The organism is Anaerosporobacter sp. (assembly GCF_965301125.1).
Genome location: NZ_CBDLAM010000017.1, coordinates 11,642 through 35,934 on the forward strand (window position 1 = coordinate 11,642; position 24,293 = coordinate 35,934).

Sequence of the window (24,293 nt, forward strand, 5' to 3'; positions counted from 1 at the left end):
ATTAATATAATGAATACATATATTACTAGAGAATAAATGATACATTTAGTAATTTGCATATTAGCATATGTATTGGAATCAGTTGCGATAGTGTCTAACAATACATTGATTTCTTCAACTAAAGGTAGATAGTTATTAACGAGTATATCATTTGCGTTGGTCATACGATGGTTAGATACAAAGTCATAAATTTGAATTCGATATGGATTGGATTCATCAATTTTATTTTGTAATTCCTTAAGAGTAGCAGTATCTGTGAAGTTTTCCTTCTTAACAAGTGAATAGAGATTTTGTAATTCAGAATTTAGTTCATTCACTATCGTTACAGTATCATTCGTATCATTTTTTAGACGGGAAGCGGTTAGCTGTACGATTTCATGATATACGTTGCTTTCAATTTCCTTCATAAGATACTGTGCCTTAGAAACGGTTTGTTCTAATTGATAAGGACCGTTTTTGAAATTAATAATTTCGCTAGTTAAGAAAACTGTACTGAGGATAGATACTGCACAGATTATACATAATATAGTTCTTGTTAGACGGAAAGAGTTGTTTATAACTTTGCTTAAGGGTAATGCGTCTTTTAAAGTGCTGGGGCTAATTTTCTTGGATATGCTTTTGTCTCGTTTCATGTGCTCGCTCCTTATGTATTGGTTATATAATGTGAAAAAAACTATTTATTTACATTTGATCATATTATTATATAATGCAGTCTAAAAATAAATCTATTGCTATATTATACAATTATTAATGAATATTCACTGCGATTGTTGTATATAAAAAATAAAATCTTGATAAATAGTTACTATTAATACTAATAAAAACGTAGAAAAAGTGCAAATAGTTACTACAAAGAATCATATATATTTGATAATTATTTTCATTAGTATGATTAATGGAGTAAATATGCAGTTAAGAGTAACCAAAGATAGGGAAATATAAGACTAAAGTGCTTTATTAGAAGACTTAAGTCGATTTTTTATGCAAATCAATATGTATATTTATACTTAAATATGAATAAAAGCTTCATACATAAAATGGAAATATTAATCATACATAGGTATTACTAATTGACATTAGTAATAAAAAGACATATAATGATAACAATTATTATTATCCTAAATATAGAAGGAGATGTTGTAATGGAAATTGTTAAATTAAGAGATGATATTTATTATGTCGGTGCTGTTGATTGGAACGTTAGATCTTTTCATGGATATACAACAAATAGAGGAGCAACTTATAACGCGTACTTAATTATTGATGAAAAAATTACACTAGTAGATACTGTTAAAGCACCTTTTTCGGAGGAATTACTTAACCGTATATCAGAAATTATTGACCCTGCAAAGATTGATTATCTTGTATCAAATCATGTTGAGATGGATCATTCAGGTGCTATTCCGGCTGTTATGGAAGTTGCAAAGAATGCAACAATTATTACGTCTGCACAGAGTGGACTTAAAGGACTACAAGCGCATTATGGAAAAGATTATAAGTATCAAGCTGTTCAAGCTGGAGAAACATTATCACTAGGAAAGAGATCTTTAACATTTGTGGCAACACCAATGTTACATTGGCCAGATAATATGGTTACTTATTGTAAAGAAGAGAAGATTCTTTTCTCAAATGATGCATTTGGACAACATTATGCTTCTTCAAAGCATTTTGATGATGAAGTAGATATGGCTATAGTAATGCAAGAGATGGAAAAGTATTATGCGAACATACTAATGCCTTATGGTAGACAGGCAAGTCAAGCTATTGATATTGTAAAATCACTTGATATTGATATGATTGCGTCAAGTCATGGTGTTATCTTTAGAAAATATGTGAAAGAAGTAATTGATAAATACAGTTATTTTTGTAATGGAGAAAATGAAAAGAGAGCCCTTGTTGTATATGATTCTATGTGGAAATCAACAGAAAAGATGGCGTTTTCTATTGTTGAAGGCTTCAAGAGAGCAGGAGTTGAATGTCTCTTATTTGATTTAAAAGAAAATCATATCTCAGATATTGCGACACAAGTATTAAAAGCAGAATATCTAGTTGTAGGAACTTCTGTATTGAATGCTAATATTTTACCTACAGTAGGTGCTTTCCTTACATATATGAAGGGATTAGCTCCAAAAGGAAAGAAAGGTTTTGCTTTTGGTTCTTATGGATGGGGACCTCAAAGTTTATCAACACTTCAAAAAGAGCTTGAAGCAATCAATGTTGAAATTATCAAAGATGCAATCAAGATTAATTATGTTCCTACAAAAGAACAATTACGAGAAATCGAAGATGAAATTGCTGCTATTGAACTTTAATTTGGACTATAAATGATAAGATTTATCAATAGGGCTTATTTAGAAGAATGTCAATCATAATAAGATTGACATTCTTTTTTGTTCGATGTATAGTGTTCCTATAAAGTAATACTAAAAGAAATGGAGCAGATTGAATGGAAGTTATTGAACAGCTTATTTTGTTTGGTCTGACTAGACAAGAAGCAACCTTATACATGACGTTACTTACAGAAGGTGAGTTAACAGGATATGAAGCAGCCAAGAAAACGACTATTTCAAGATCAAATACGTATAATGGCCTTGCAGGATTAGTTGAGAAGGGTGCTGCATATATTATTGAGGGATCAGTAACGAAATATACGCCAGTAAGTGTAGAAGAATTCTGTAACAATAAACTAAGGAATCTTGAAGATTCTAAACGCAAATTAATGAAGTCATTACCTATTGAGAAAGTTGAGAACAGTGGATATATAACAATTCAAGGCGAGAAGAATGTGATGGATAAACTAAAAACTATGATTATAGAGGCTAAAGAAAGAGTGTATCTATCCGTATCAAGTTCCTTGATTTCATGCTTACATGAGCAACTTTTGGTATTACAAAGTCGTCATATTAAGCTTGTCATAATTACTGATAAAAAAGTTCCATATGAGGATGCAATCTTATATATTACAGACAAGAAAGATCAAAGAATACGTTTGATTGTTGATTCGAAGAAAGTTTTAACAGGAGAGATTACATCTCCGTCGGATACGACATGCTTATATTCTATGAATTATAACTTAGTATCCTAATTTAAAGAGATGCTACAGAATGAAATTATATTATTATCTAAATAACGTAAGAAAATTTTAATCCAAAGAAAAAGGAGAGACATATATTATGAAGAAAACATTTGTTACTAATGAGCAGTTACAGGAAATTGTAAAAGAGTATCCTACACCATTTCATCTATATGATGAAAAAGGAATTCGTGAAAATGCTAGAAGATTAAAAGAAGCATTCTCATGGAACAAAGGATTTAAAGAATATTTTGCGGTAAAGGCAACTCCAAATCCATTCATAGTGAAGATATTACAAGAAGAAGGTTGTGGAACCGATTGTTCTTCCATGACAGAACTTATGTTATCAGAAGCGCTGGGATTTAGTGGAGATGAGATTATGTTTTCATCTAATGCAACTCCAGCAGAAGAATTTGTGAAAGCAAGAGAAGTGAATGCAATCATTAATCTAGATGATATTACGCATATTGATTTCTTAGAAAAAGCTGCTGGAATTCCAGAGACAATTTGTTGTCGTTTTAATCCAGGTGGTGTATTCAAAATCAGTACTAGTATTATGGATAATCCAGGAGATGCCAAATATGGTTTTACGAAAGAGCAGATGTTTGAAGGATTTAAGAGATTAAAAGAACTTGGTGTTAAGAATTTCGGAATCCACTCTTTCCTTGCAAGTAATACAGTAACCAACGAATATTATCCTACACTTGCAAAAATCTTATTTGAGTTAGCAGTTGAATTAAAAGAAAAGACAGGTGCTGATATCAAATTCATTAACTTATCAGGTGGAGTAGGTATCCCTTATAAACCAGACCAAGAAGGAAATGATATTAAAGCGATCGGTGAAGGTGTACGTAAAGTATTCGAAGAAGTTCTTGTTCCAGCAGGGATGGGCGATATCGCAATCTATACGGAATTAGGAAGATTTATGTTAGGACCTTATGGTTGTTTAGTAACTACAGCAATCCATGAAAAACATACACATAAAGAATATATCGGACTTGATGCTAGTGCGGTAAATCTTATGAGACCAGCAATGTATGGAGCTTATCACCATATTACTGTTATGGGTAAGGAAAACTTACCAAGTGATCATATGTATGATGTTACAGGGTCTTTATGTGAAAACAATGATAAATTTGCCGTTGATCGTATGTTACCAAAGGTAGATATCGGTGATTTACTAGTGATACATGATACAGGAGCACATGGATATGCTATGGGCTACAATTACAATGGTAAACTAAAATCCGCAGAAGTATTATTAAAGGAAGATGGATCAACACAGTTAATCCGTCGTGCAGAAAAACCAGAAGATTATTTCGCTACATTTGATTTTTGTGATGTATTGAAGGACATGAAATATTAGGAATCAAAAAAACACTTCCAAGAAGTTGAATGCCTATGACGAACATTTTATATTCGTCGTAGGCACACACCTTCATGGTGGTGTTTTTTTTACGTTGCATTTCATTGCTTTTAGTTCTTTTTATACCTTGTTTTAAAGAAATAGGGCGAATTTACCATAGTCAAAAAGAGTTAATGCATAAAAAGTTTTAGTTTACCTATAATGATAATTGAAAAAAATCCGATATCTAAAGTGTAAATAAATATAATTGGGAGTTGTCAGTATAAAATTAAGGTGGTGAAGTTATGCGAATAGATGCTTATAATAAAGTAAGTCAGTTATATCAAACAAACAAAATAAGTTCTGTTGAAAGTGCAAAGAAAACAGGAAAATCTGATCAATTAGAGATTTCTCAAGCAGGTAAAGATTATCAGACTGCAAAGCAAGCTGTTGCAGGCGCTGAGGAAGTAAGAATGGAAAAAGTTGAAGAAATCAAAAAAAGATTAGCTACTGGTACGTACGATATTAGCATGAATGAGGTAGCTGATAAGTTACTAGATAACTATTTTAATACATTAGTATAGATGTTTATCAAATAAATGAAAAGAGAGGTTTAACGTGGCTAGTTTAATAGAAGAATTGATTACTACTTTGCATCAAGAAAATGATGTTTATAAAAAGATGATACCGATTGCGAAAGAAAAATCAGATATAATAGCGAACAATGACCTCTTAGCTTTACAAGAAATTACAGATAAAGAGCAAGTATTTGTAGAAAAAGTCATGGCGCTTGATAAGAAAAGAGAAGAAATTATCGCAAATGTTGGTATTGTTCTTGGCAAGGATGCGAAAACATTAAAGATACAAGATATCATTCAGTTATTAGAGAAACAACCAGAAGAACAAGAGAGACTTTCGGATATTCATACAAATCTTAAAAGAACCATTAATGAATTAATGGAGTTCAATGATCACAACAAATCGTTGATAGAACAATCCCTTGAAATTATAGAGTTTAATATGAACTTTATTCAAAGTACACGGATGTCACCGGGGAATAACTATACAAAATCAGCTGGACAAGCTAACAACGTTTTAACTGAAACAGGTATATTTGACGCGAAACAATAGATAAAGGATGGTGATAGACCGTGGGAAATATTATGACAAGCTTATGGACTGCTGTATCAGGTTTTACAGTAAGTCAGAATGCAATTAATACCACAGCACACAATTTGGTCAATGTTGATACAGAAGGAGCTGTTAGACAACAAGTAATAATCCAGGATTTCCACTATAACAAGATTGGTCAATCGGCATATAGTAGCATGCAAACAGGACTTGGTGCTGCAACACAAGTTGTTCGTCAAGTTAGAGATGAATTCTACGACAATCAATATCGTACAGAATCTGGAAGATTGAGCTATTATGATGCTCAAAAGCAAACAATATTAGAAGTAGAAGATATCATGGGGGAATTAGAAAGTTCTCCATTTCAAGAATCAATTCAAAAACTTTGGAATAATATTCAAGAACTAGTGAAATCACCAGATGATAAGGTGGCTCGTGCATCCCTTGCAAAAAATGCAGAAGCATTTATTCAACGAGCAGAAACGATTTATAGTCAATTAGAAGAATACCAAGTTAATATGAATCAGCAAATCACTGATCAAGTAAGCGAAATCAATGATTTGGGTAAAAAGATTGCACAATTAAATGAACAAATTTCTAGAATTGAATCAGGTGGATTAGAAAGAGCTAATGACTTACGCGATAAGAGAAATCTATACATAGATCAATTGAGTAAGTTAATTGATGTTAAAGCAACAGAGGAATACGATGGTACTGTTACAATTATGGCGGAGAATGTTCAGCTTGTAACAGGTACAACTTCTTATACCATGTCTACTGTACGAGTAGAAGACGGAACAGATATGGTGAAGCCTGTTTGGGATCATATTCAGATAGACGTATTTAATATGTCTAAGGAACCAAGTTATGAATCAGGAACGAATATTGGTTCATTAAAAAGTCTTATCTGGGCAAGAGGAAATAGTTCAGCGAACTATACAGATATTCCTCAAAAAGAAGATTATGCAAACAATGCTGACTACCAAGCTGCTATTGATAAATATAATCTTGAAGTTGAAAGCTCAACTATTCGTACCATACAATCTCAACTTGACACACTAATTCATGGTATTGTTACATCCGTGAATGATATTTTATGTCCTAATGTTGAGATAACACAGGCGGATGGTTCTACCATTAAGGTTCTTTCTCCAGATGCACCAATGGGGATGGATGATAACAAAACACAAGGAACGGAATTATTCTCTCGTAAGAGTACTAGCAGATATGATTATGATAATCCGATATATGTTAAGGCTCAGCAAGATGCTAATGGGGATACCGTATATGTTGTTTGTGATGAAAACGATCCTGATGCAATTAAAACATATGCATACAATGAAGAAGACCCGAATGATAAATATTCTTTATATACATTAGGTGAAATTGAAATTAATAAAGAAGTACTAGCAGATTATTCAAAAATTCCACTAAGCGAAAGTGGTGGTACAGGTGATTATGCATATAATGGAGTAGCAAAAGCATTGTCAGAAATCTGGAATCAACCATTTACAGCGCTTAATCCGAATGTATTAAAGGTTAATACGTTCAACGAATACTATACAGCTATATGGGGAGACCTTGCAACGAAGGGTGAGATGTACAATTCAAGCTCAGAAAACCAGCAAACTATGGTTAATAATATAGCTACAGCAAGACAAAATATAATGGGTATTTCTTCAGATGAAGAGTTATCCAATTTGATTAAATATCAACATGCTTATAATGCATCTGCGAGATATTTTAATGTTATAGATTCTATGCTTGAGCATCTGGTTACAAGATTATAGAGGAGGAAAGTTAAATGGCATCAACTTTTTTTGGCTTAAATATAGGTTTATCTGGTCTCTATGCATACCAGGCTTCAATTAATACTACTTCACATAATATAGCGAATGCAGAAACCACAGGTTATTCGAGACAAACTGTTGTAACGTCTGCTGGTGAGGCAATGCGTGTATACAGCTCATATGGTATGGCGGGTACAGGTGTTGATATTGTTGATATTATTCAACAAAGAAATGCTTACTACGATGTGAAGTATCGTAACAGTGCAGCTCTTTATGGGGAGTATACAACAAAGAATGAATACATGTCACAGATTCAAAACTATTTTAATGAAGTAAATGATGGTGGTTTTACTGATTCATATAATGATTTTTTTAAGTCTTTGAATACCTTGAATAACGATCCATCTAGTTTGGATGTTCGTACTACTGTAGCGAATAATGCTGCTTCGTTAAGTGAATATATGAATTATATGTACACAAGTATGCTAACAGTTCAGGAAGATGCAAACTTCAAATTAAAAATCTAATTGATCGTGTTAACTCATTAGGTGAACAAATTGCTAATGTTACAAAACAAATTAATGCGTTAGAAGTGTCAGGAGTTACTGCTAATGATTTAAGAGATGCAAGAGAGAATCTTGTGGACGAGTTATCTAAGATAGTAAATGTTACAACGGAAGAGAAAGTAACAAAAAGTGATCCGATGGACCCAGGAACAGTTACTTATGAAGTTAGAATTAATGGTCAATTATTAGTTGATACAGCCGTGAGTAAACAATTAGTAGTAGTACCAAGAACAGAAAAAGTAAATGAAACAGACCTTGATGGTTTATATGATGTTACTTGGGAAGATGGACAAGAGTTCTCTTTAAATAACGCTAATTTAAAAGGAGAATTAGCTGCGTTGTTCCAAGTTAGAGACGGTAATAATGCAGAGAATCTTGGTGGTAAAGTTACAACGAATACAGTTAATGGAGTAACGACATTAACATTAACAAAAACAAACTGTGATGATATTACTAAGTTGAATATCCCAGCGGAAGGAAATATTACAATAGCCGGTAAGGATTATAAATATACAGGTTTTACTGTAAATGTTCTTGCAGATGGAAGTTACGAATATAATTTCAATCTAGATGAGCCATTAGCTAATGATATCAAAGATACAGACGATATACGTGGTGAAATTGGTGAAAGCGTTAATTACAAAGGTATTCCTTATTACATGGCTAAATTAAATGAGTTTTCACGTACATTTGCTTCTGTATTTAATAAGATTCATAATCAAGGAACAGATCTGAATGGTGAGTCAGGTTTAGATTACTTCAACTGGACGAGTGAAAAAGGTGCGAAGGATATGCTTGAAGAGTTCACTTCGTTTAGCTCAGACGGTTCAGCGGTAGCGGCAGATGGAACTATAGGAGTATCTTACTATAAATTAACTGCATTCAATATGACAATTACATCTGAAATCTCAAGTGACCCTAAGAAATTTGCTGCATCTACTGGAGACATCACACAGGGTGTTGAGAATAAAGATAATTTAAACAAATTATTAACAATAGAAAATGATAAAAGTCTATTCAAGGCAGGTACACCAGCACAATTTTATGATACTTTAGTTGCTGAAATTGGGGTAGATGCTTCAAAGTATGAAACATTTGCAAAAAGTCAAGAGAGTATTATGAACTCAATAACAAACCAAAGATTATCAGAGTCTGGCGTTGATATTGATGAAGAAGCGATGAACCTAGTTAAATATCAGAATGCATATAACCTGTCTGCTAAAGTGATACAAATTATGAATGAAATTTACGATAAATTAATTAACGGAACAGGCATATAACTAGCTGGAGGTGAATAACAAATGCGAATAACAAACCAAATGTTAACCAACAACATGATGAGTAACATCAATAAGAATAAATATAATCTAAATAAATACGATGAACAGTATTCAACTGGTAAGAAAATTCAAAGACCATCTGATGACCCTATTGTTGCTGTCAGAGCATTGAAGTTAAGAACCAACTTAGTTCAATTAAATCAGTATGCAGATAAAAATATTCCAGATGCTTTGGCTTGGATGGACGTATCGGAAAGTGCCTTAAAAAACGTGAATCAGTTGTTAACAGATATGAATACGTATTGTGTAGACGGTTCGAATGATGATTTAACAGTTGAAGATCGCTATAGTTTTATTCATAGCTTTTTAGAATTAAAAACACAGATTTATCAAGAAGGTAATTCAAACTATGTTGGTAGATATGTATTTACTGGATATAAGACAGATCAAAGCTTAACTTACAGTTCAGCTGATGAACTAGATAGACAGAAGTATAATATTACACAAGATTTTGACAGTACTGACTTAGAGAGTATTACAAAAGTAATAGGTTCCTATAGCGTTCCTACTGATACCACAAATATAACAGCTGGTGCATATGCCGATGCACCAACAACAATTGATGCATACCGCTTACAATTAGGTTATGGTTCACTAGGAGAAGCAGATGAGATATCTTGTCAGCTAAGCTATACGAAAGCAGATGGAACCAAAGAAACAATTAAAGGTTTTGCAGATGGAGATGCAAATGCACCGAATCCGAATCCAAATAAGATTATGAATTCAACAGATGAAGGTGCATATGAAGTTGGTGATGATGAAGTACATTTCCTTGCTGATACAGGGGAAGTTATTTTGGGAAAGAATGTATATAATACTCTAAAAAACTCATCTGATATTTCTGTAAATTATGATAAATTACAGTTCTCAGAAGGTGATTTGCGACCAGAGAATTTCTTTAATTGTTCAACTTATAAACTAGATGATAATGGAAATCGTATGACTGATGCAAATGGGAATTACCAAACGGATGTAGTATACGAAGTAGAAGATCAAAAGATAGAATACGAAATTAATTTTGGACAAAATATTGCTGTTAACGTGCAAGCAAAAGATGCTTTTTCCCATGATATCGGACGAGTTATAGACGGTTTGAAATCATTAGCTGATGATGTAACTGCAACAGAGAAGAAGATTGAAGAAGCTAAAAAGCTTCGAGAGGACGGAAATAATTCAGACGAAACAAATGAAGCATTAGATAAATTGCTTGAGCAGTTAAATACAGAACTAGTACTAAAAAATAGTGCCTTACAAAAAGGCTTTTCATCTGCAATTACAAGCACGCAAGAACAGCAGGAAAAATTAAATATTGCAATTGCTGATTTAGGAAGTCGTTATAGTCGTGTTGAATTGACAGAATCACGTTTGGAAAACCAAAAGACAGACTTTACAGATTTGTTATCTTCTAATGAAGATGTTGATATTGCAGAAACCTATATCAACTTAACAATGGCTCAGATGGTTTACAATTGTTCATTATCTGCTGCATCAAAAGCTGTTTCAAATACATTATTAGATTTTATCTAAGTTATTGAATATAAGTAAAAGAAATGTAAGAGTGGTTAAAAGAATAGACTTTGGCCACTCTTTATTTGAAAGGAGCGTTAAAATGCTAATAAATACAAGATGTTTTGGAGAAATTAATCTTGATGAGAATAAAATTATAACCTTTGAAAGTGGTCTCATGGGATTTGAACAATACAAAAGATTTACAATTTTATATAATATCGAGGATGAGAAATCTAAGATTTCATGGTTACAAAGTGTGGAAGAACCAAGTTTGGCTTTGCCAATCGTTACACCAGGTATCGTAAAGGAAGATTACAATCCTACGGTAGAAGATGAAGTACTAAAACCACTAGGGGAATTAACAGACGATAATTTAATTGTGTTCTTAGCATTAACAGTACCTAGCGATATCAAGAAAACAACTGCAAATCTTAAGGCGCCAATTATTATTAATGGAGATACAAGAAAAGGCTGCCAGATTATCGTAGAAAATGCAGATTATGTAGTTAAATATAATGTATACGAAAACATGAAAGAACGAAAAAAAATTAAGGGGGTTGAATAGATGCTAGCCCTATCTCGTAAAGTAGGAGAATCCATTGTTATTAACAACGATATTGAGGTTACCATATTAGAAATAAAAGGTGACCAGGTAAAGCTTGGAATCGCTGCTCCTAAGAGCGTACCAATTTACCGGAAAGAAATTTATCTTCAGATTCAGGAATCTAATAAAGAAGCAGCAAAGAGCGTAACTGGTGTTGAAGATTTATCTAAACTTTTTGACTAAATCAAGTACAATTTTTTCTTAAGGCTAAACATTTAGAGATTAAATGCCGATAGATTTTATAAAGATTATTTTTAATTAATTAGTAGCATTAAAATGCACACGGAGGTGTATGGTATGGAAATTAACGGAATAATAACAGGTTCTCAGGGAGTAAATAATGCTTCAAGCATAATTTCTGAGCCAGTAGAAGTAGAAAGTGTGAGTGTTCAAACAACTGAAAATAGCGATGGACAAAATGCACAAGCAGTCAGTACAACAACTGAGAACCAACAACTAACAGAGGAACAATTAGATAAGAAACTTAATGATACTATCAGTATGGCAAATAATAGACTAAAACAATCTAATCCACTAACTAGATGTGAATTTACTTATCATGAAGAGTCAAATCGTGTATCAATTAAGTTAATTGATAAAGATACTGATAAGGTAATAAAAGAAATTCCACCAGAGAAGAAAATAAAAATGATTGAAAAATTGTGGGAGATTGCGGGCTTAATTGTTGATGAAAAACTATAAGGAGGCGATAATCTATGGGAATTAGATTGACAGGATTGACATCTGGTTTGGATACTGAATCTATAGTAGAAGCCATGATGGAAGCGCATCGTACCAAATTAACTAAAATTGAAAACAAGAAGACTGTATTAGAGTGGAAGCAAGATAAATGGAAAGATCTTAATACAAAGTTATATAAGTTGTATCAAGAACAGACTTCAAAATTACGTCTAACTTCTAACTATAATACGAAAAAGGTTTCATCTGCGGATGAATCAGTTGTTAAAGTTACAGCTGATAAGAATGCTACGCAAGGAACGCATGCAATTGCAATTAAACAATTGGCAAGTTCTCAGTATGTTACTGGTTCTAAATTAGGAACGAATGGTGATGGTAAAGATATCAATGGAAATACTATAAAAACTAGTACAAAACTAACAGATTTGGGAATGGAAGAAGGTACAAGAATTACAATTACCGCTGCTGGTGGTACTAAGGAATTAGAAGTTACCTCATCTACTTCATTAAATGATTACTTGAAGGCATGCAATAGTGTAGGATTAAATGCTAGTTACGATGAAAAGCAAAAAAGATTATTTTTATCATCTGCTAAAAGTGGTGCAGATCAGGAATTTTCAATCGAGATGAAGACATATGGTTCCACAGGCCAATATACATCAAAAGCAAATGTTTTGAATAATGTAAATGACTCAGATAAATCCGCTGTCTCTTCTGCGTTTAGTACAATTGAATCAAATATGTCAAAGTTAGGTAGCGTTTCTGATAGACAGACATTTATGAATAGTGTATTTAGTAGTACGCCTATAACAGAAAGTGATATTGACGCTTCTTCTGACTCTGATGAAGTAAAGCAAGCAAAGAAAAATATTTTAGCAGCAGCTACTACTATTAAGAATGCAGTAGAAGCAAAGGCTCAAACGGATGCTAATACGACTGTAAAAAATAGAGTTACAGAGGAATTAAGTGCACAGTTATCCGATTCAATCAAAGATGCAATTAATGGAAACTCTGGTGTATATACAACTACTATAGATGGTACGGAATATACAGTTAATTTACCTAAATATGATGATGCAGTAGCAGAAAAAACTGCTTTAATCCAAGATAAGTATTTGAATGAATTAAAGGCAGAAATGAATGAAGCAGCTGGAACTGAATTAGATTTTAGTGAAGGAACAGATGCATATAATGAATTAATGCAAAAATATAATGATACTGTTGATAATGCTGTAAGTATTGAATTACCTGATATGATGGAAGAGTTCATGCAAACAGAAGTAGAAAAAGCATTAGCATCTACATCGATGAAAAAATTACTAAATAAAAATGTAGAAACAGAGATGAATACTCAATCTGTTAAAGATGAATGTAATGCTTTGACGGCAACAAATAGTGCAAGCGCTCTTACAGATACTTTAACTAATATGAATACTTTCGTTAGTGGTGAGGCAGCTACAACTAATACGGCAGCATTAGATAAATTAGGACTTGGGTCATCTGCGGTTACAGTAGCGGCAGCGGATTGTATTGTAGAGTACAACGGTGCAGAACTAACAAGTTCATCCAATTCTATAAATGTTAATGGATTGACTTTTGAAGCTATTAGTATCTCGGCAAAAGATAGTGATGGAAATTATAAATCAACCTCAGTTACAGTAACAAAAGATACTCAGGGCATGTATGATATGGTGAAAAATTTCATAACAGAATATAATTCAGTTTTAAAAGAAATGAACACCTTATATTACGCAGATTCTGCAAGAGGATATGATCCTCTAACAGATGAAGAAAAAGAAGCTATGACAGATGAGCAGATTGAGCTGTGGGAAAATAAAATTAAAGATGCATCTCTTAGAAGAGATACAACGCTTGGTGGTATATCAACTGTTATGAAACAAGCTATGTCCTCTACTGTTGAAGTTGATGGTAAGAAATACTCTTTATCAAGCTTTGGTATCATGACCTCAAAAGATTATACAGAAAAAGGATTGCTACATATCTATGGTGATCAAGATGACGCTACTTATTCTGATAAAGATGATAAGTTAATGAAAGCAATCGAAGAAGATCCAGATTTGGTAGCAAAGGTTATGTCTAAAATTGTAGATAATTTGCATGATTCCTTAATGGATAAGATGAGTAAGACATCGTTAAGTAGTGCATTAACATTCTATAATGATAAGCAAATAGATAAGCAACTTACTCAATATAAAAAAGACATTGCAACAATGGAAGATAAATTAAAAGACAAAGAAAATGCTTACTATAAGCAATTCACAGCAATGGAAACAGCGTTATCTAAATTGCAATCTCAAACCAGTTCGTTATCAGGCTTGTTAGGTACTAATTAATTTGTTATAATGTAGATACACTTATAGTACTAGAACAGTTTTTATACTGGTGTATCAATTGGATAAGGTTACCGAGTTCTACAGTGTTTAGAATTGGTAACCTTTCTTGATAAGTACACCAAATTAAGGAGGAAGTTATTATGGCATTTAATTATGCTGCTGCTTATCAGAATAATAAAGTACAGACTGCATCAAAAGGAGAGCTAACACTTATGTTATATGATGCAGGCATCAAATTTGTTAATAAAGCAATTATTGCAATAGAAAAGAACGATATACAAGGGGCAAATGATAATATTATTAAAGCTGAAAATGTTATTATGGAGTTCCGTTCTACTTTAGACCATAAATATCCAGTGGCAAAAGACTTTGACATTGTTTATGATTATATGTATCGCAAACTTATTGAAGCTAATATTAAAAAGGATAAGGAAATTCTAGAAGCTGTATTAGTTGACTTTAAAGAAATGCGAGAAATATGGCAAGAAGTTATGAAGCAAAGTAAACAACAAGTGAGACAACAAGTAAAATAAATAAATACCACGGTTACTTATAAGTTTAATTGAAAAGTATAAGAGGTGCTAATTTGGATAATAATTCAACATATATTCAGGTGATGATTCAATCATTAAATAGAAAAAAAGAAGTTTTAGAAAAAATTATTGAATGTACACAAGATCAAGAGCTTGTACTTAGAGAAGAAGAAGTAGATCTTGATCGATTTGGTGATTTGATTGATGAAAAGCAAAAGTGGATAGAGCAATTGAATTTGCTTGATACAGGATTCGAAAAGTTATTTGAGCGAGTAAAGGAAGAGATTCAGATACATAGAGACCAGTATCAAGTAGAGATTAAGCAGATGCAAGGATTGATAAAAGAATTAACGGATTTAGGTGTAGTACTTCAAACAAGTGAGCTACGAAATAAAGCACGTTTTGAACAATATAGTGCTAATAAAAAGAAAGAAATACGTGCGTTTAAGATGAATAATGCAGGTGCTTCTAGATATTATCAAAATATGGCGAATCAACATCAAGGTCAATCGTATTTTCTTGACAAAAAAAAATAAATTTTTTTAGTTTTTAATGTTAAGTTTTGTAGTAATTAGGTCGATAAATAAAGTGTAAAGGAAATTAGCAATAATTACTTTGGGAGCGTACGGCTTAAACTAATTATCGCTTTTTTCTATAAATTAAAATTTATAAGCAGCATGGATGCTGCTGGAAATTCAAGGAGGAAAACAATATGATAGTACAACATAATATGACAGCTGCTAACACTAGCAGACAATTAGGAATCACTACTACAAATTTATCAAAATCAGCTGAAAAATTATCTTCAGGTTATAGAATCAACCGTGCAGGAGATGACGCTGCTGGTCTTTCTATCTCTGAAAAGATGAGAGGACAAATCAGAGGTTTAGAGCAAGGCTCTACAAACGCTCAAGATGGTATCTCATTAATCCAAACAGCTGAAGGTGCTTTAAATGAAACTCACTCAATTATCCAAAGAATGAGAGAGTTAACAGTTCAAGCAGCTAACGATACTAACGCTTCTGAAGATAGAGATGCTATCTCAAAAGAGTTAACACAATTAACTACAGAAGTTTCTCGTATCGCTAATGAAACTGAATTCAATACTAAGAAGCTTCTTAATACAACAGCATCTTTCAATTTCCAAGTTGGTGCTAACAATGGTCAAAAAATTGATGTTAGCATGAAAGTAATGACTGCTACAGCTTTAAAGATTGCTTCAGCAGCTAGTAATGTATCTTCTTATGGTAAAGCAACTGCTTACCTTGATACACTTGATGCAGCTTTAAAATCAGTTTCAGATTTCAGATCAGATCTTGGTGCTGTTCAAAACAGATTAGAGCACACAATTGCTAATGCTGATAACACTGCTGAGAACTTACAATCAGCTGAATCACGTATCCGTGACGTTAACATGGCAGATGAAATGGTTAAATACTCTAAGAACAACATTCTTCAACAAGCAGCTCAATCAATGCTTGCTCAAGCTAACCAATCTACACAAGGTGTATTATCTATTATTGGTTAATCTTGGCGTTCTTAGTGAAAGGGGGTTGGCATTTTGCCAGCCTCTTTTGTTTATTTATAATAGAAATTCAACATTACTGAATACGTATCTTAGTTCGTAAAAATAGGAGCAGGACATGAAAAGAAATATAAAGAATAATTTAATAAACTGTATAAGTTGTACGGAACAGATGAACATTTATTTTTATCAACAAAATCGTGATGCCGGTTATCAAGTACTTAATGATGTATTAGGATCTTTAATGAATGTAATGGAAGAATTAACGTATTTAAGGAATACTAATGAAATTGAAATTGATATTAATATAATTAATAAAATGCTTGAATCAGCTTTACAAGCGCTTGAGAGTCAAGATACTGTGCTCTTTGCAGATATTATGCAATTTGAAATAGTAGATTTATTAAAGGATATAAACAGTGGGTTATAGAAAATAGGATGGTAAATAGAATATTACAAAATAGAATGTGAGTGACGTTTTACTTTGTAATATTCTATTTATTAACTGAAAGGTGAAAACTTTATGGATACTTATGAAAAGAATTTAGAAGCATTAGAAAAAGATGCTTTATATCTATATTCCAATATGGAGTATGTTAATTTTGAAAACAATGCCTCAGATGATTTCATTATTTCTGAAGCACTAAATAGAGAGTTGATTACGTCAATTCAAACGAAAGATAACTTAATAAGATTGAATAGTCTTTATAATCCAAGCAATGAAGCTAGTTGTTGGGCTGATCAATACTCGATTTTAAATAGTAATTGTACACAAAGAACATTTTTCGTGTTTGGTTTAGGGAATGGCTATTTTGTGCGTGAGTTATTAAAGGTTATTAGAGAAACAGAATGTGTTGTCGTATATGAACCTAATTATGGAATGTTTATGAATACATTAAAGTATTATGATATTACTGATATTATTGGAAACCCTAATGTATTTCTTGTTGTAGATCAAATTAATTATATGGATTTAGAAAAAGTATTAAGCAGACATCAATTCAGCATTATGTTTGGCCAATTTACTATAGTTTCAATACCGTATTACAGTGATTTATATAGAGAAAAAATGTCTTGGTTTTTTAGTGTGTATCAGAATGTTTATATTTCATCAATTGTTGATTCTAATACTGCGGTTTTTCATGGGGAAAAATGGGCTGATGCTGAGATCGAAAATATTATTCCTACACTAGAAGGGGATTTTATAGAGGAGTACAAGGGAATATTACCCAATGATATACCTGTAATAATTGTAGCTTCTGGTCCGTCATTAAGTAAAAATGTATCAATGATAAGAAAAGCAAAAGGAAAAGCGTTAATATTAGCAGTAGATTCATCTGTAAAATACTTGGAGAAACATGCAATACAACCTGATTTTATCGTGACTTTAGATGTTAAAAAATCCGTTACCCATTTCCAAAATTCCATTGCTATAGAAACTCCGATGATTGCCAGTACTGCGTCTAATCCTAATGTTCTGAATATGAATAAAGCAAAAAAGATTTTCTTTGAAGATAATTTAAATTTGAAAAAATTTAAAGGAATAGATACCAAAAAAATGAGCATTGCAGGTGCGGGTTCTGTCGCAACAGCAGCATTTGAAATTGCTGCATATATGGGTGCTAAGACTATTATATTAGTAGGTCAAGATTTGGCGTTTGACGGTAATTCTTCTCATGCTATGGGTGAACGTAGACAGGATAACATCTCCAGGGAATATATAGAACTGGTTGAAGGAAATGATGGAAGTTTATTAAAGACAAGATTTGATTGGTATACATACTTATGTTGGTATAATGAAAGAGTTAAAAGATTCGAAGGTAAGGTAGTAAATGCCACAGAAGGTGGAGCTAAAATAGAAGGAACAGAAATTACCACACTAGATGATGCTATCAATAAGTATTGTATAAGTCAAATAGATATGAGCATATTTAAGATAAACGATACTACTGTTTATGAGAAAGTGTTAGACAAAAGACTTGCTGTGGAGATAGTAGATAATTTAAAAAACGAATTTAAAGAAGTAGATAAGTATGTTGATGAGGCATTATTACTTATTGAAAAATTACTTAAAGAAAACGTTAATAATGTAATTGAATCCAATAGTATGATAAGGAATAGTAAAAGATTATCGGAAATTAACGGACTTATAAGTAATAAAGATATAAATTCTCTGCTAGAAAAATACACTTATGTTACAACTATGAATGAATATAAGGACTTGTTTGTACGTTTTAAAGATCGACAGAAAAATAGAGAACACGTTTATCTAAAGTCAAAGAAAGTATATCAGGCTATGAAAGAGGCAATAGAAATTTTAGTAAATAAATTGAATGATATAGTAGCATTAGCTGAAGAGTAGATTTTGCAGGAGGATTAGAAGTGCTAAAAAAGCTGAGTGAAATATTAGTAGTTAATTCATTATTAATGGAACTGATTGATAATGTTGTAGGGTACTTTAGAAAACAAAATTATGATAGAGGTCTTCGGAAATTTAATTTAATAATTAATAATCTTGAAAAAGTACTATTATTGTATGATCAAACTATAGTGAAACTATCTAATTATGAATTGGATTACAGCAAGGAATCATTAATGAATATCTTGCCTGAAATATTACAGGCTCAGGAAGATAGGGATTATATTTTGGTATCAGATTTATTAGAAATGCGTTTGCGTCCATTTATTAGCAAACTGCAGGAATGGATTATGACAGATTTAGATTTTATTCCACCTAATATTAATGAAGAAGAAAATCTTCAAATTATCCGTAATAATGATGAAGAATTATATAAGGAAGTACAAAAGGAATATAAGGGTAACATAGGGTTTCAATGTGAATTTACATCAAGTGGATTATCTACAGTAAAGTGTTTCTGTGATGGAAAGGAATTTTATCTTCATAGTAACAATAATCCTCAGCAAGAAGCTAGTGTACTTGCAGATAGTTGGTATACAGAAGAAAAACATAAGTATATTGTCTATGGTTTAGGGTTAGGATATCATATATGCCAATTGTGTGAGCAGGATAGTTATATACAGCTAGATGTTTATGAATCGAATCTTGCTATTTTACAAATGGCTACGGTATATGGTGTGTTAGGAAGATGCTTAGCAAGCGGTCAAGTGCGTATTCATTATGATCCTAAATTCAAAAAACTATCTGATACACTTTCCAAGTTGGATGAAGATACAGAATTTGTTATACATGCTCCTTCACAAAGATTAATAGAAGAGCAACAAATCCGTGATCGAATAGAAGAGTATTTACTACATTATCAGTCAATAAAGAATCAAAAAGGAATAATGAAGGGAAATTTCCGTTCTAATATCAAGAATTATGATGCTAGTGTAGACGAGTTAAATTCAATCTGGAAGGACAAGTATATATATATTATAGCAGCGGGTCCTTCTTTAGATAAGAATTATCAACAACTAAGAAAAGTAGGCGAGAATGGAATTATCTTGGCAACAAGTACTGTATATAGAAAATTAATGGCTGCAGGTATCCGTCCAGATTACGTAATTGTATCTGATGGTAATGCGAGAATAATCCGTCAAATTGATGGAGTGCAACAGGAAACTGTACCAATGTTAATTCTTTCTACTGCGTATAAAGAATTTGCAAAGTTATACAAGGGGAAAAAATATTTAGTTTGTCAAGATGGATTTACAATGGCAGAGGAGTTTGCTAAGGAAATGGGCTATCATTTGTATCAAACGGGAGGCAGTGTATCTACAGTTGCTTTAGATGTAGCTATATCACTTGGAGCAAAAAGAGTCATATTTGTTGGACTTGATTTAGCTTATCCAGATAACTTAGTACATGCAGAGGGAACATCAAGAAGACATCTTGTTGATGACGATGATGGTTTAAAAACTGTAAAGGATATTGATGGGAATTATATCAAGACAAATAAACATCTTGATATGTATCGTAGATGGATTGAAGAAAGAATTGATACAGCAGATTCTAATATTGAATTTATCGATGCTACAGAAGGTGGGGTATTTATTAATGGTACCTGCATAATGAAGTTAGAAGACGTAGTATAGTGTTATATAAATTAAGTTGATTTATATAAAATTGATGTATATAAAATACAGTAGGGTGACAAAGGAGGAATGAAAGTGAATATACTTGCGGTAATACCAGCAAGAGCTGGATCAAAAAGTGTACCACATAAAAATATACGATTAATTAATGATAAGCCAATGCTAGCATATTCCATTGAGCATGCATTGCAATCGAAATTGATTAATCGAGTTATTGTTAGTACAGATAGTGAAGAGTATGCAAAGATTGCAAGAGATTATGGTGCAGAAACGCCTTTTATCCGTCCATCGGAGATTGCGCAGGATACATCTCTTGATATTGATGTATTTTATCATTGTCTTACTTATCTGAAAGAAATTGAAGGCTATGAGGCTGATATTGTAGTACAATTACGTCCTACATATCCAATAAGAAACCCAAAAGACATTGATAATATGATTATGCTTTTACAGCAGAATCTACAGGCAGACTCTGTTCGAAGTATGGCATTGGCATCAGAAATTCCATATAAGATGTGGAAAAAAGGTGAGGATGGAATGATTCTCCCTATTGTGACAGATATACCAGAATGTTATAATATGCCTCGTCAAGGATTACCTACAGCCTATTATCAAAATGCATGTATTGATGTTGTACGAGGGAATGTTATATTAGAACAACATTCTATGTCTGGTAAAACGATATTAGGTTATGAAATGAAAGATAACTATGATATTGATACAGAGAAAGAATTCCAACGTGCTAAGGATCAACTTAGAATAACAAATGGAGGGAAACGTTTTGTATTCGATATTGATGGAGTAATTGCAAAATTAGAGCCTAATAATAATTATAATCTATCAGAAGCAAATTCAGCTATGATTGAGGTAGTGAATAAACTATATGACATGGGAAATGAAATCATCTTATTTACAGCAAGAGGATATGTAACTGGAACAGATTGGTCTGAAGTTACAAAAAGTCAATTGTCAAAATGGGGAGTAAAGTATCATGAACTTCATTTTGGTAAGCCAAATGCCGATTATTATATTGATGATAAATTTATAGATATGAATGTACTGTTAGAAATGTTACTCATTAAATAATGTATCTGATGATATTTTAAATTTTTAATGAACGAGAGGAGAAGATATTATGGAAAAGCAAAAGCATATATTTGACGATTTATTTATATTTGAGATGGCTAATAGTCATCAGGGAAGTGTAGAGCATGGTATTGATATTATCCATGCTATGGGTAAGATCGCGCGTAAACATAATATTAAGGCGGCAGTAAAATTACAATATAGAAATTTGGATACATTTATTCATCCTGAATATAAAGATAGAAAAGATGTAAATCATATACCAAGATTTATGAGTACACGTCTTACATATGAACAATTCTCACAATTAGTTGAGGCTATCCGTGAGGAAGGCATGATTACAATGTCTACTCCTTTCGATGAGGACAGTGTGGGCTGGTGTATGGACCAAGGTATTGATATTATTAAAGTTGCTAGTTGTAGCGCTCTTGACTGGCCACTTCTTACAGAAGTTGCAAAAACACAAAAGCCAATTATTATCTCAACTGGTGGAAAGACTCTTTCTGATATTGATAAATTATATAATTTCTTCACACATAAAGGCTGTGAATTCGCATTCTTACACTGTGTAGCAGAATATCCAGCACCAATGGAAAGATTACAGTTAGATTTTATTGACCGTATGAGTCGTCGTTATCCAGAAGTAACGATTGGATATTCTGGACATGAGAATCCAGATGATAATACAGTACCAATGTTAGCAGTAGGTAAGGGAGCAAGAATCTTAGAAAGACATGTTGGTTTACCAACAGATACCATTACTCTTAATGCTTATTCCATGAATCCAGAACAAGCGGAACGCTGGGTACAGGCAGCTTTAAATGCTAAAATGATGTGTACAACTAAGAAAGAAAATGATAAATATGTTAGTCAGGAAGAGATTGATTCTTTGAATTCATTAATGCGTGGCGTATATGTGAATAAACCTATCAAAGCGGGTCAAGAGATTCATGGAGAAGATGTATTTTTTGCAATGCCTTGCCATGACAAACAGATGAACAGCGGTGAATTTTATGATGGTGTTATTGCTAGTAAAGACTACGAAGTAAACGAAGAAGTCCGTGAGAAGAAGAAAATAACAGAAATCTCTCAGGTTAGAAGTGTTATTCATGACGCAAAAGGTATGCTTTATGAGGCAGGGATTGCATTAGGAGATGATTTTGAGGTGGAACTATCACACCATTTTGGAATGCAACATTTTAGACAAATAGGTGCAATTATCATAAGTATTATCAATAGAGAGTATTGCAAAAAATTGTTAATTGTATTACCAGGGCAAAAACACCCAGTACATGCACATAAAGTGAAAGAAGAGACATTCCAGTTACTATACGGTGATTTACTAGTTAATATCGAAGGTAAAGAAAGACATATGAAGCCGGGAGATATTCAAACTGTTTTACGTGGTGTGAAGCATTCCTTTACTTCAACAAAGGGAGCAATATTCGAAGAAGTTTCCACAACTCATATAAAAAGTGACTCTTATTATGAGGATCCTAGAATCAGTAAGTTGGATCCAATTGAGAGAAAAACATTCTTGAAAAAATGGTAGATTTGGTGATAGGTTAAACTTACTCGTTGTAAATAAAAGTTATGGTAGATATAAGTTTTTAGCAAAGAGTATTTAATGAGTGGAGGTAAAATGAAGAAAATTTCAGAGCATTTCAAATATTGGGGACAACTTTTTTTAATTCCAATCTATATGCTTTCTTTTCTTATGCCACGAGATAAAAAGATATGGGTACTAGGAAGTACGTTTGGCAAGCGATTTGCAGACAACCCACGATATTTTTATTTATATCTTCATCAATTTCAAAGTGATAAGGTAAAAGCAATATGGATCAGTAAAAATAAAGATGTAGTAGATTTATTAAATGCAAATGGATATACAGCATATTATTTTAAATCATTAAATGGAATATGGTATGCTTTACGTGCGAAGGTATACTTATATGATAATTATTCAAAGGATATAAATTTTTGGCTTTCAGGTGGAGCTGTAAAAGTAAATATGTGGCACGGGATTCCTTTGAAAAAAATACAAATGGATAATACCTTTGATAAGGTGAGACATCCTGATAATAAGTGGCTTAAGATAAAGAATTTTCCTCGAAGAATGTCTGATGAAAAACCTTCACATTATGTATTAACTACATCAGAATACTTAACCAAGATATTTAAATCAGCGTTTAATACGAACCATGTATTAGTATCAGGATATCCTAGAAATGATGTTTTGTGTAGTAAACTAATAGATAATGTTTTACTTCCAGAAGAAAGAAAATCACTTGAATTAATACAAATTTCTAAGTGCAAAACGATTCTTCTTTATATGCCGACATTTCGTGATAGCGAAGAGCTGTTTTTTGAAATAATAAAAGAAGATGATTTGAAGGAATATTTGAAAAGCAATAATATATTATTATGTGTAAAATTACATCCCAAATCAAAGATATATAAAGATTTTTGCAAACTGAGTGGAGAAAATATTCAAATTATTAATCCTAGCATAGATCCGTATATATTATTACATCTAGCAGATGCTTTAATTACCGACTATTCATCCATATATTTTGACTATTTATTATTAGATAGACCTATAATATTTTTTAATTATGATATGCAAGAATATTTATCTAATACACGTGAATTATATTTTGATTATGATAAATTTACACCAGG

Annotated in this window: 21 protein-coding genes and 1 pseudogene; 21 read left to right on the forward strand and 1 reads right to left on the reverse strand. The window is 32.2% G+C overall.

Annotated features, from left to right (window positions below; translation table 11 throughout):
* A partial coding sequence (locus tag ACW2QF_RS03220; RefSeq protein ID WP_455714556.1) for a hypothetical protein occupies window positions 1-632 on the reverse strand: 632 nt, incomplete at its 3' end.
* 510 nt (window positions 633-1,142) lie between these two features.
* Here ACW2QF_RS03220 and ACW2QF_RS03225 point away from each other — a divergent pair.
* The 21 genes and pseudogenes from ACW2QF_RS03225 to ACW2QF_RS03325 form a co-directional block, all read left to right on the forward strand.
* The gene (locus tag ACW2QF_RS03225; protein WP_455714557.1) at window positions 1,143-2,312 is read left to right on the forward strand and encodes an FprA family A-type flavoprotein; all 1,170 of its coding nucleotides are present in this window, start codon (window positions 1,143-1,145) and stop codon (window positions 2,310-2,312) included.
* A gap of 134 nt (window positions 2,313-2,446) precedes the next feature.
* Window positions 2,447-3,085: a TrmB family transcriptional regulator gene (locus ACW2QF_RS03230; RefSeq protein WP_455714558.1), complete on the forward strand. Its 639-nt coding sequence runs from the start codon at window positions 2,447-2,449 to the stop codon at window positions 3,083-3,085.
* 88 nt (window positions 3,086-3,173) lie between these two features.
* The gene (locus ACW2QF_RS03235) at window positions 3,174-4,439 is read left to right on the forward strand and encodes a diaminopimelate decarboxylase (protein ID WP_455714559.1); all 1,266 of its coding nucleotides are present in this window, start codon (window positions 3,174-3,176) and stop codon (window positions 4,437-4,439) included.
* A 284-nt stretch (window positions 4,440-4,723) separates the two neighbouring features.
* Window positions 4,724-5,002 (forward strand): flagellar biosynthesis anti-sigma factor FlgM, encoded by a 279-nt coding sequence (gene flgM / locus ACW2QF_RS03240; RefSeq protein ID WP_455714560.1) that lies wholly within the window; start codon window positions 4,724-4,726, stop codon window positions 5,000-5,002.
* A 34-nt stretch (window positions 5,003-5,036) separates the two neighbouring features.
* Window positions 5,037-5,549: a flagellar protein FlgN gene (locus tag ACW2QF_RS03245; protein WP_455714561.1), complete on the forward strand. Its 513-nt coding sequence runs from the start codon at window positions 5,037-5,039 to the stop codon at window positions 5,547-5,549.
* Window positions 5,550-5,569: 20 nt separating this feature from the next.
* Window positions 5,570-7,339, forward strand: a complete 1,770-nt coding sequence (gene flgK / locus ACW2QF_RS03250) for a flagellar hook-associated protein FlgK (protein ID WP_455714562.1) — start codon at window positions 5,570-5,572, stop codon at window positions 7,337-7,339.
* 19 nt (window positions 7,340-7,358) lie between these two features.
* A pseudogene (locus tag ACW2QF_RS03255) lies at window positions 7,359-9,182 on the forward strand (flagellar hook-associated protein FlgK); the annotation flags it as partial.
* Window positions 9,183-9,206: 24 nt separating this feature from the next.
* Window positions 9,207-10,772: a flagellin N-terminal helical domain-containing protein gene (locus ACW2QF_RS03260; RefSeq protein ID WP_455714563.1), complete on the forward strand. Its 1,566-nt coding sequence runs from the start codon at window positions 9,207-9,209 to the stop codon at window positions 10,770-10,772.
* Between the two features lie 82 nt (window positions 10,773-10,854).
* Window positions 10,855-11,319 (forward strand): flagellar assembly protein FliW, encoded by a 465-nt coding sequence (fliW, locus tag ACW2QF_RS03265; protein ID WP_455714564.1) that lies wholly within the window; start codon window positions 10,855-10,857, stop codon window positions 11,317-11,319.
* On the forward strand, window positions 11,320-11,541 hold the full coding sequence (csrA, locus tag ACW2QF_RS03270) for a carbon storage regulator CsrA (protein ID WP_455714565.1): 222 nt from the start codon (window positions 11,320-11,322) through the stop codon (window positions 11,539-11,541).
* Window positions 11,542-11,655: 114 nt separating this feature from the next.
* Complete coding sequence (locus ACW2QF_RS03275; RefSeq protein WP_455714566.1) at window positions 11,656-12,060, forward strand: flagellar protein FlaG; 405 nt, start codon at window positions 11,656-11,658, stop codon at window positions 12,058-12,060.
* A gap of 14 nt (window positions 12,061-12,074) precedes the next feature.
* On the forward strand, window positions 12,075-14,411 hold the full coding sequence (gene fliD, locus ACW2QF_RS03280; protein WP_455714567.1) for a flagellar filament capping protein FliD: 2,337 nt from the start codon (window positions 12,075-12,077) through the stop codon (window positions 14,409-14,411).
* A gap of 140 nt (window positions 14,412-14,551) precedes the next feature.
* Window positions 14,552-14,944, forward strand: coding sequence for a flagellar export chaperone FliS (gene fliS, locus ACW2QF_RS03285; protein ID WP_455714568.1), 393 nt, complete (start codon window positions 14,552-14,554; stop codon window positions 14,942-14,944).
* Window positions 14,945-14,997: 53 nt separating this feature from the next.
* On the forward strand, window positions 14,998-15,480 hold the full coding sequence (locus ACW2QF_RS03290; protein WP_455714569.1) for a flagellar protein FliT: 483 nt from the start codon (window positions 14,998-15,000) through the stop codon (window positions 15,478-15,480).
* Between the two features lie 176 nt (window positions 15,481-15,656).
* A complete protein-coding gene (locus ACW2QF_RS03295) occupies window positions 15,657-16,472 on the forward strand; it encodes a flagellin N-terminal helical domain-containing protein (protein ID WP_455714570.1) in 816 nt (271 codons plus the stop codon).
* Between the two features lie 115 nt (window positions 16,473-16,587).
* On the forward strand, window positions 16,588-16,899 hold the full coding sequence (locus tag ACW2QF_RS03300) for a hypothetical protein (protein WP_455714571.1): 312 nt from the start codon (window positions 16,588-16,590) through the stop codon (window positions 16,897-16,899).
* Window positions 16,900-16,992: 93 nt separating this feature from the next.
* On the forward strand, window positions 16,993-18,831 hold the full coding sequence (locus ACW2QF_RS03305) for a motility associated factor glycosyltransferase family protein (protein ID WP_455714572.1): 1,839 nt from the start codon (window positions 16,993-16,995) through the stop codon (window positions 18,829-18,831).
* 20 nt (window positions 18,832-18,851) lie between these two features.
* Window positions 18,852-20,525 carry a motility associated factor glycosyltransferase family protein gene (locus ACW2QF_RS03310; RefSeq protein ID WP_455714573.1) on the forward strand — a complete coding sequence of 558 codons (1,674 nt, stop codon included), beginning with the start codon at window positions 18,852-18,854 and terminating at the stop codon, window positions 20,523-20,525.
* Window positions 20,526-20,594: 69 nt separating this feature from the next.
* Window positions 20,595-21,611, forward strand: coding sequence for an acylneuraminate cytidylyltransferase family protein (locus ACW2QF_RS03315; protein WP_455714574.1), 1,017 nt, complete (start codon window positions 20,595-20,597; stop codon window positions 21,609-21,611).
* Between the two features lie 49 nt (window positions 21,612-21,660).
* Complete coding sequence (locus ACW2QF_RS03320) at window positions 21,661-23,163, forward strand: N-acetylneuraminate synthase family protein (protein ID WP_455714575.1); 1,503 nt, start codon at window positions 21,661-21,663, stop codon at window positions 23,161-23,163.
* Window positions 23,164-23,253: 90 nt separating this feature from the next.
* On the forward strand, window positions 23,254-24,293 hold a 1,040-nt coding region (locus ACW2QF_RS03325; RefSeq protein WP_455714576.1), incomplete at its 3' end, for a CDP-glycerol glycerophosphotransferase family protein.

Excerpts from the sequence above, each read along its gene's own strand:
- ACW2QF_RS03225 (WP_455714557.1), top strand. The coding sequence starts at position 1,143 with ATGGAAATTGTTAAATTAAGAGATGATATTTATTATGTCGGTGCTGTT.
- ACW2QF_RS03230 (WP_455714558.1), top strand. The coding sequence starts at position 2,447 with ATGGAAGTTATTGAACAGCTTATTTTGTTTGGTCTGACTAGACAAGAA.
- ACW2QF_RS03235 (WP_455714559.1), top strand. The coding sequence starts at position 3,174 with ATGAAGAAAACATTTGTTACTAATGAGCAGTTACAGGAAATTGTAAAA.
- flgM (WP_455714560.1), top strand. The coding sequence starts at position 4,724 with ATGCGAATAGATGCTTATAATAAAGTAAGTCAGTTATATCAAACAAAC.
- ACW2QF_RS03260 (WP_455714563.1), top strand. The coding sequence starts at position 9,207 with ATGCGAATAACAAACCAAATGTTAACCAACAACATGATGAGTAACATC.
- fliW (WP_455714564.1), top strand. The coding sequence starts at position 10,855 with ATGCTAATAAATACAAGATGTTTTGGAGAAATTAATCTTGATGAGAAT.
- csrA (WP_455714565.1), top strand. The coding sequence starts at position 11,320 with ATGCTAGCCCTATCTCGTAAAGTAGGAGAATCCATTGTTATTAACAAC.
- ACW2QF_RS03275 (WP_455714566.1), top strand. The coding sequence starts at position 11,656 with ATGGAAATTAACGGAATAATAACAGGTTCTCAGGGAGTAAATAATGCT.
- fliD (WP_455714567.1), top strand. The coding sequence starts at position 12,075 with ATGGGAATTAGATTGACAGGATTGACATCTGGTTTGGATACTGAATCT.
- fliS (WP_455714568.1), top strand. The coding sequence starts at position 14,552 with ATGGCATTTAATTATGCTGCTGCTTATCAGAATAATAAAGTACAGACT.
- ACW2QF_RS03295 (WP_455714570.1), top strand. The coding sequence starts at position 15,657 with ATGATAGTACAACATAATATGACAGCTGCTAACACTAGCAGACAATTA.
- ACW2QF_RS03300 (WP_455714571.1), top strand. The coding sequence starts at position 16,588 with ATGAAAAGAAATATAAAGAATAATTTAATAAACTGTATAAGTTGTACG.
- ACW2QF_RS03305 (WP_455714572.1), top strand. The coding sequence starts at position 16,993 with ATGGATACTTATGAAAAGAATTTAGAAGCATTAGAAAAAGATGCTTTA.
- ACW2QF_RS03315 (WP_455714574.1), top strand. The coding sequence starts at position 20,595 with ATGAAAGTGAATATACTTGCGGTAATACCAGCAAGAGCTGGATCAAAA.
- ACW2QF_RS03320 (WP_455714575.1), top strand. The coding sequence starts at position 21,661 with ATGGAAAAGCAAAAGCATATATTTGACGATTTATTTATATTTGAGATG.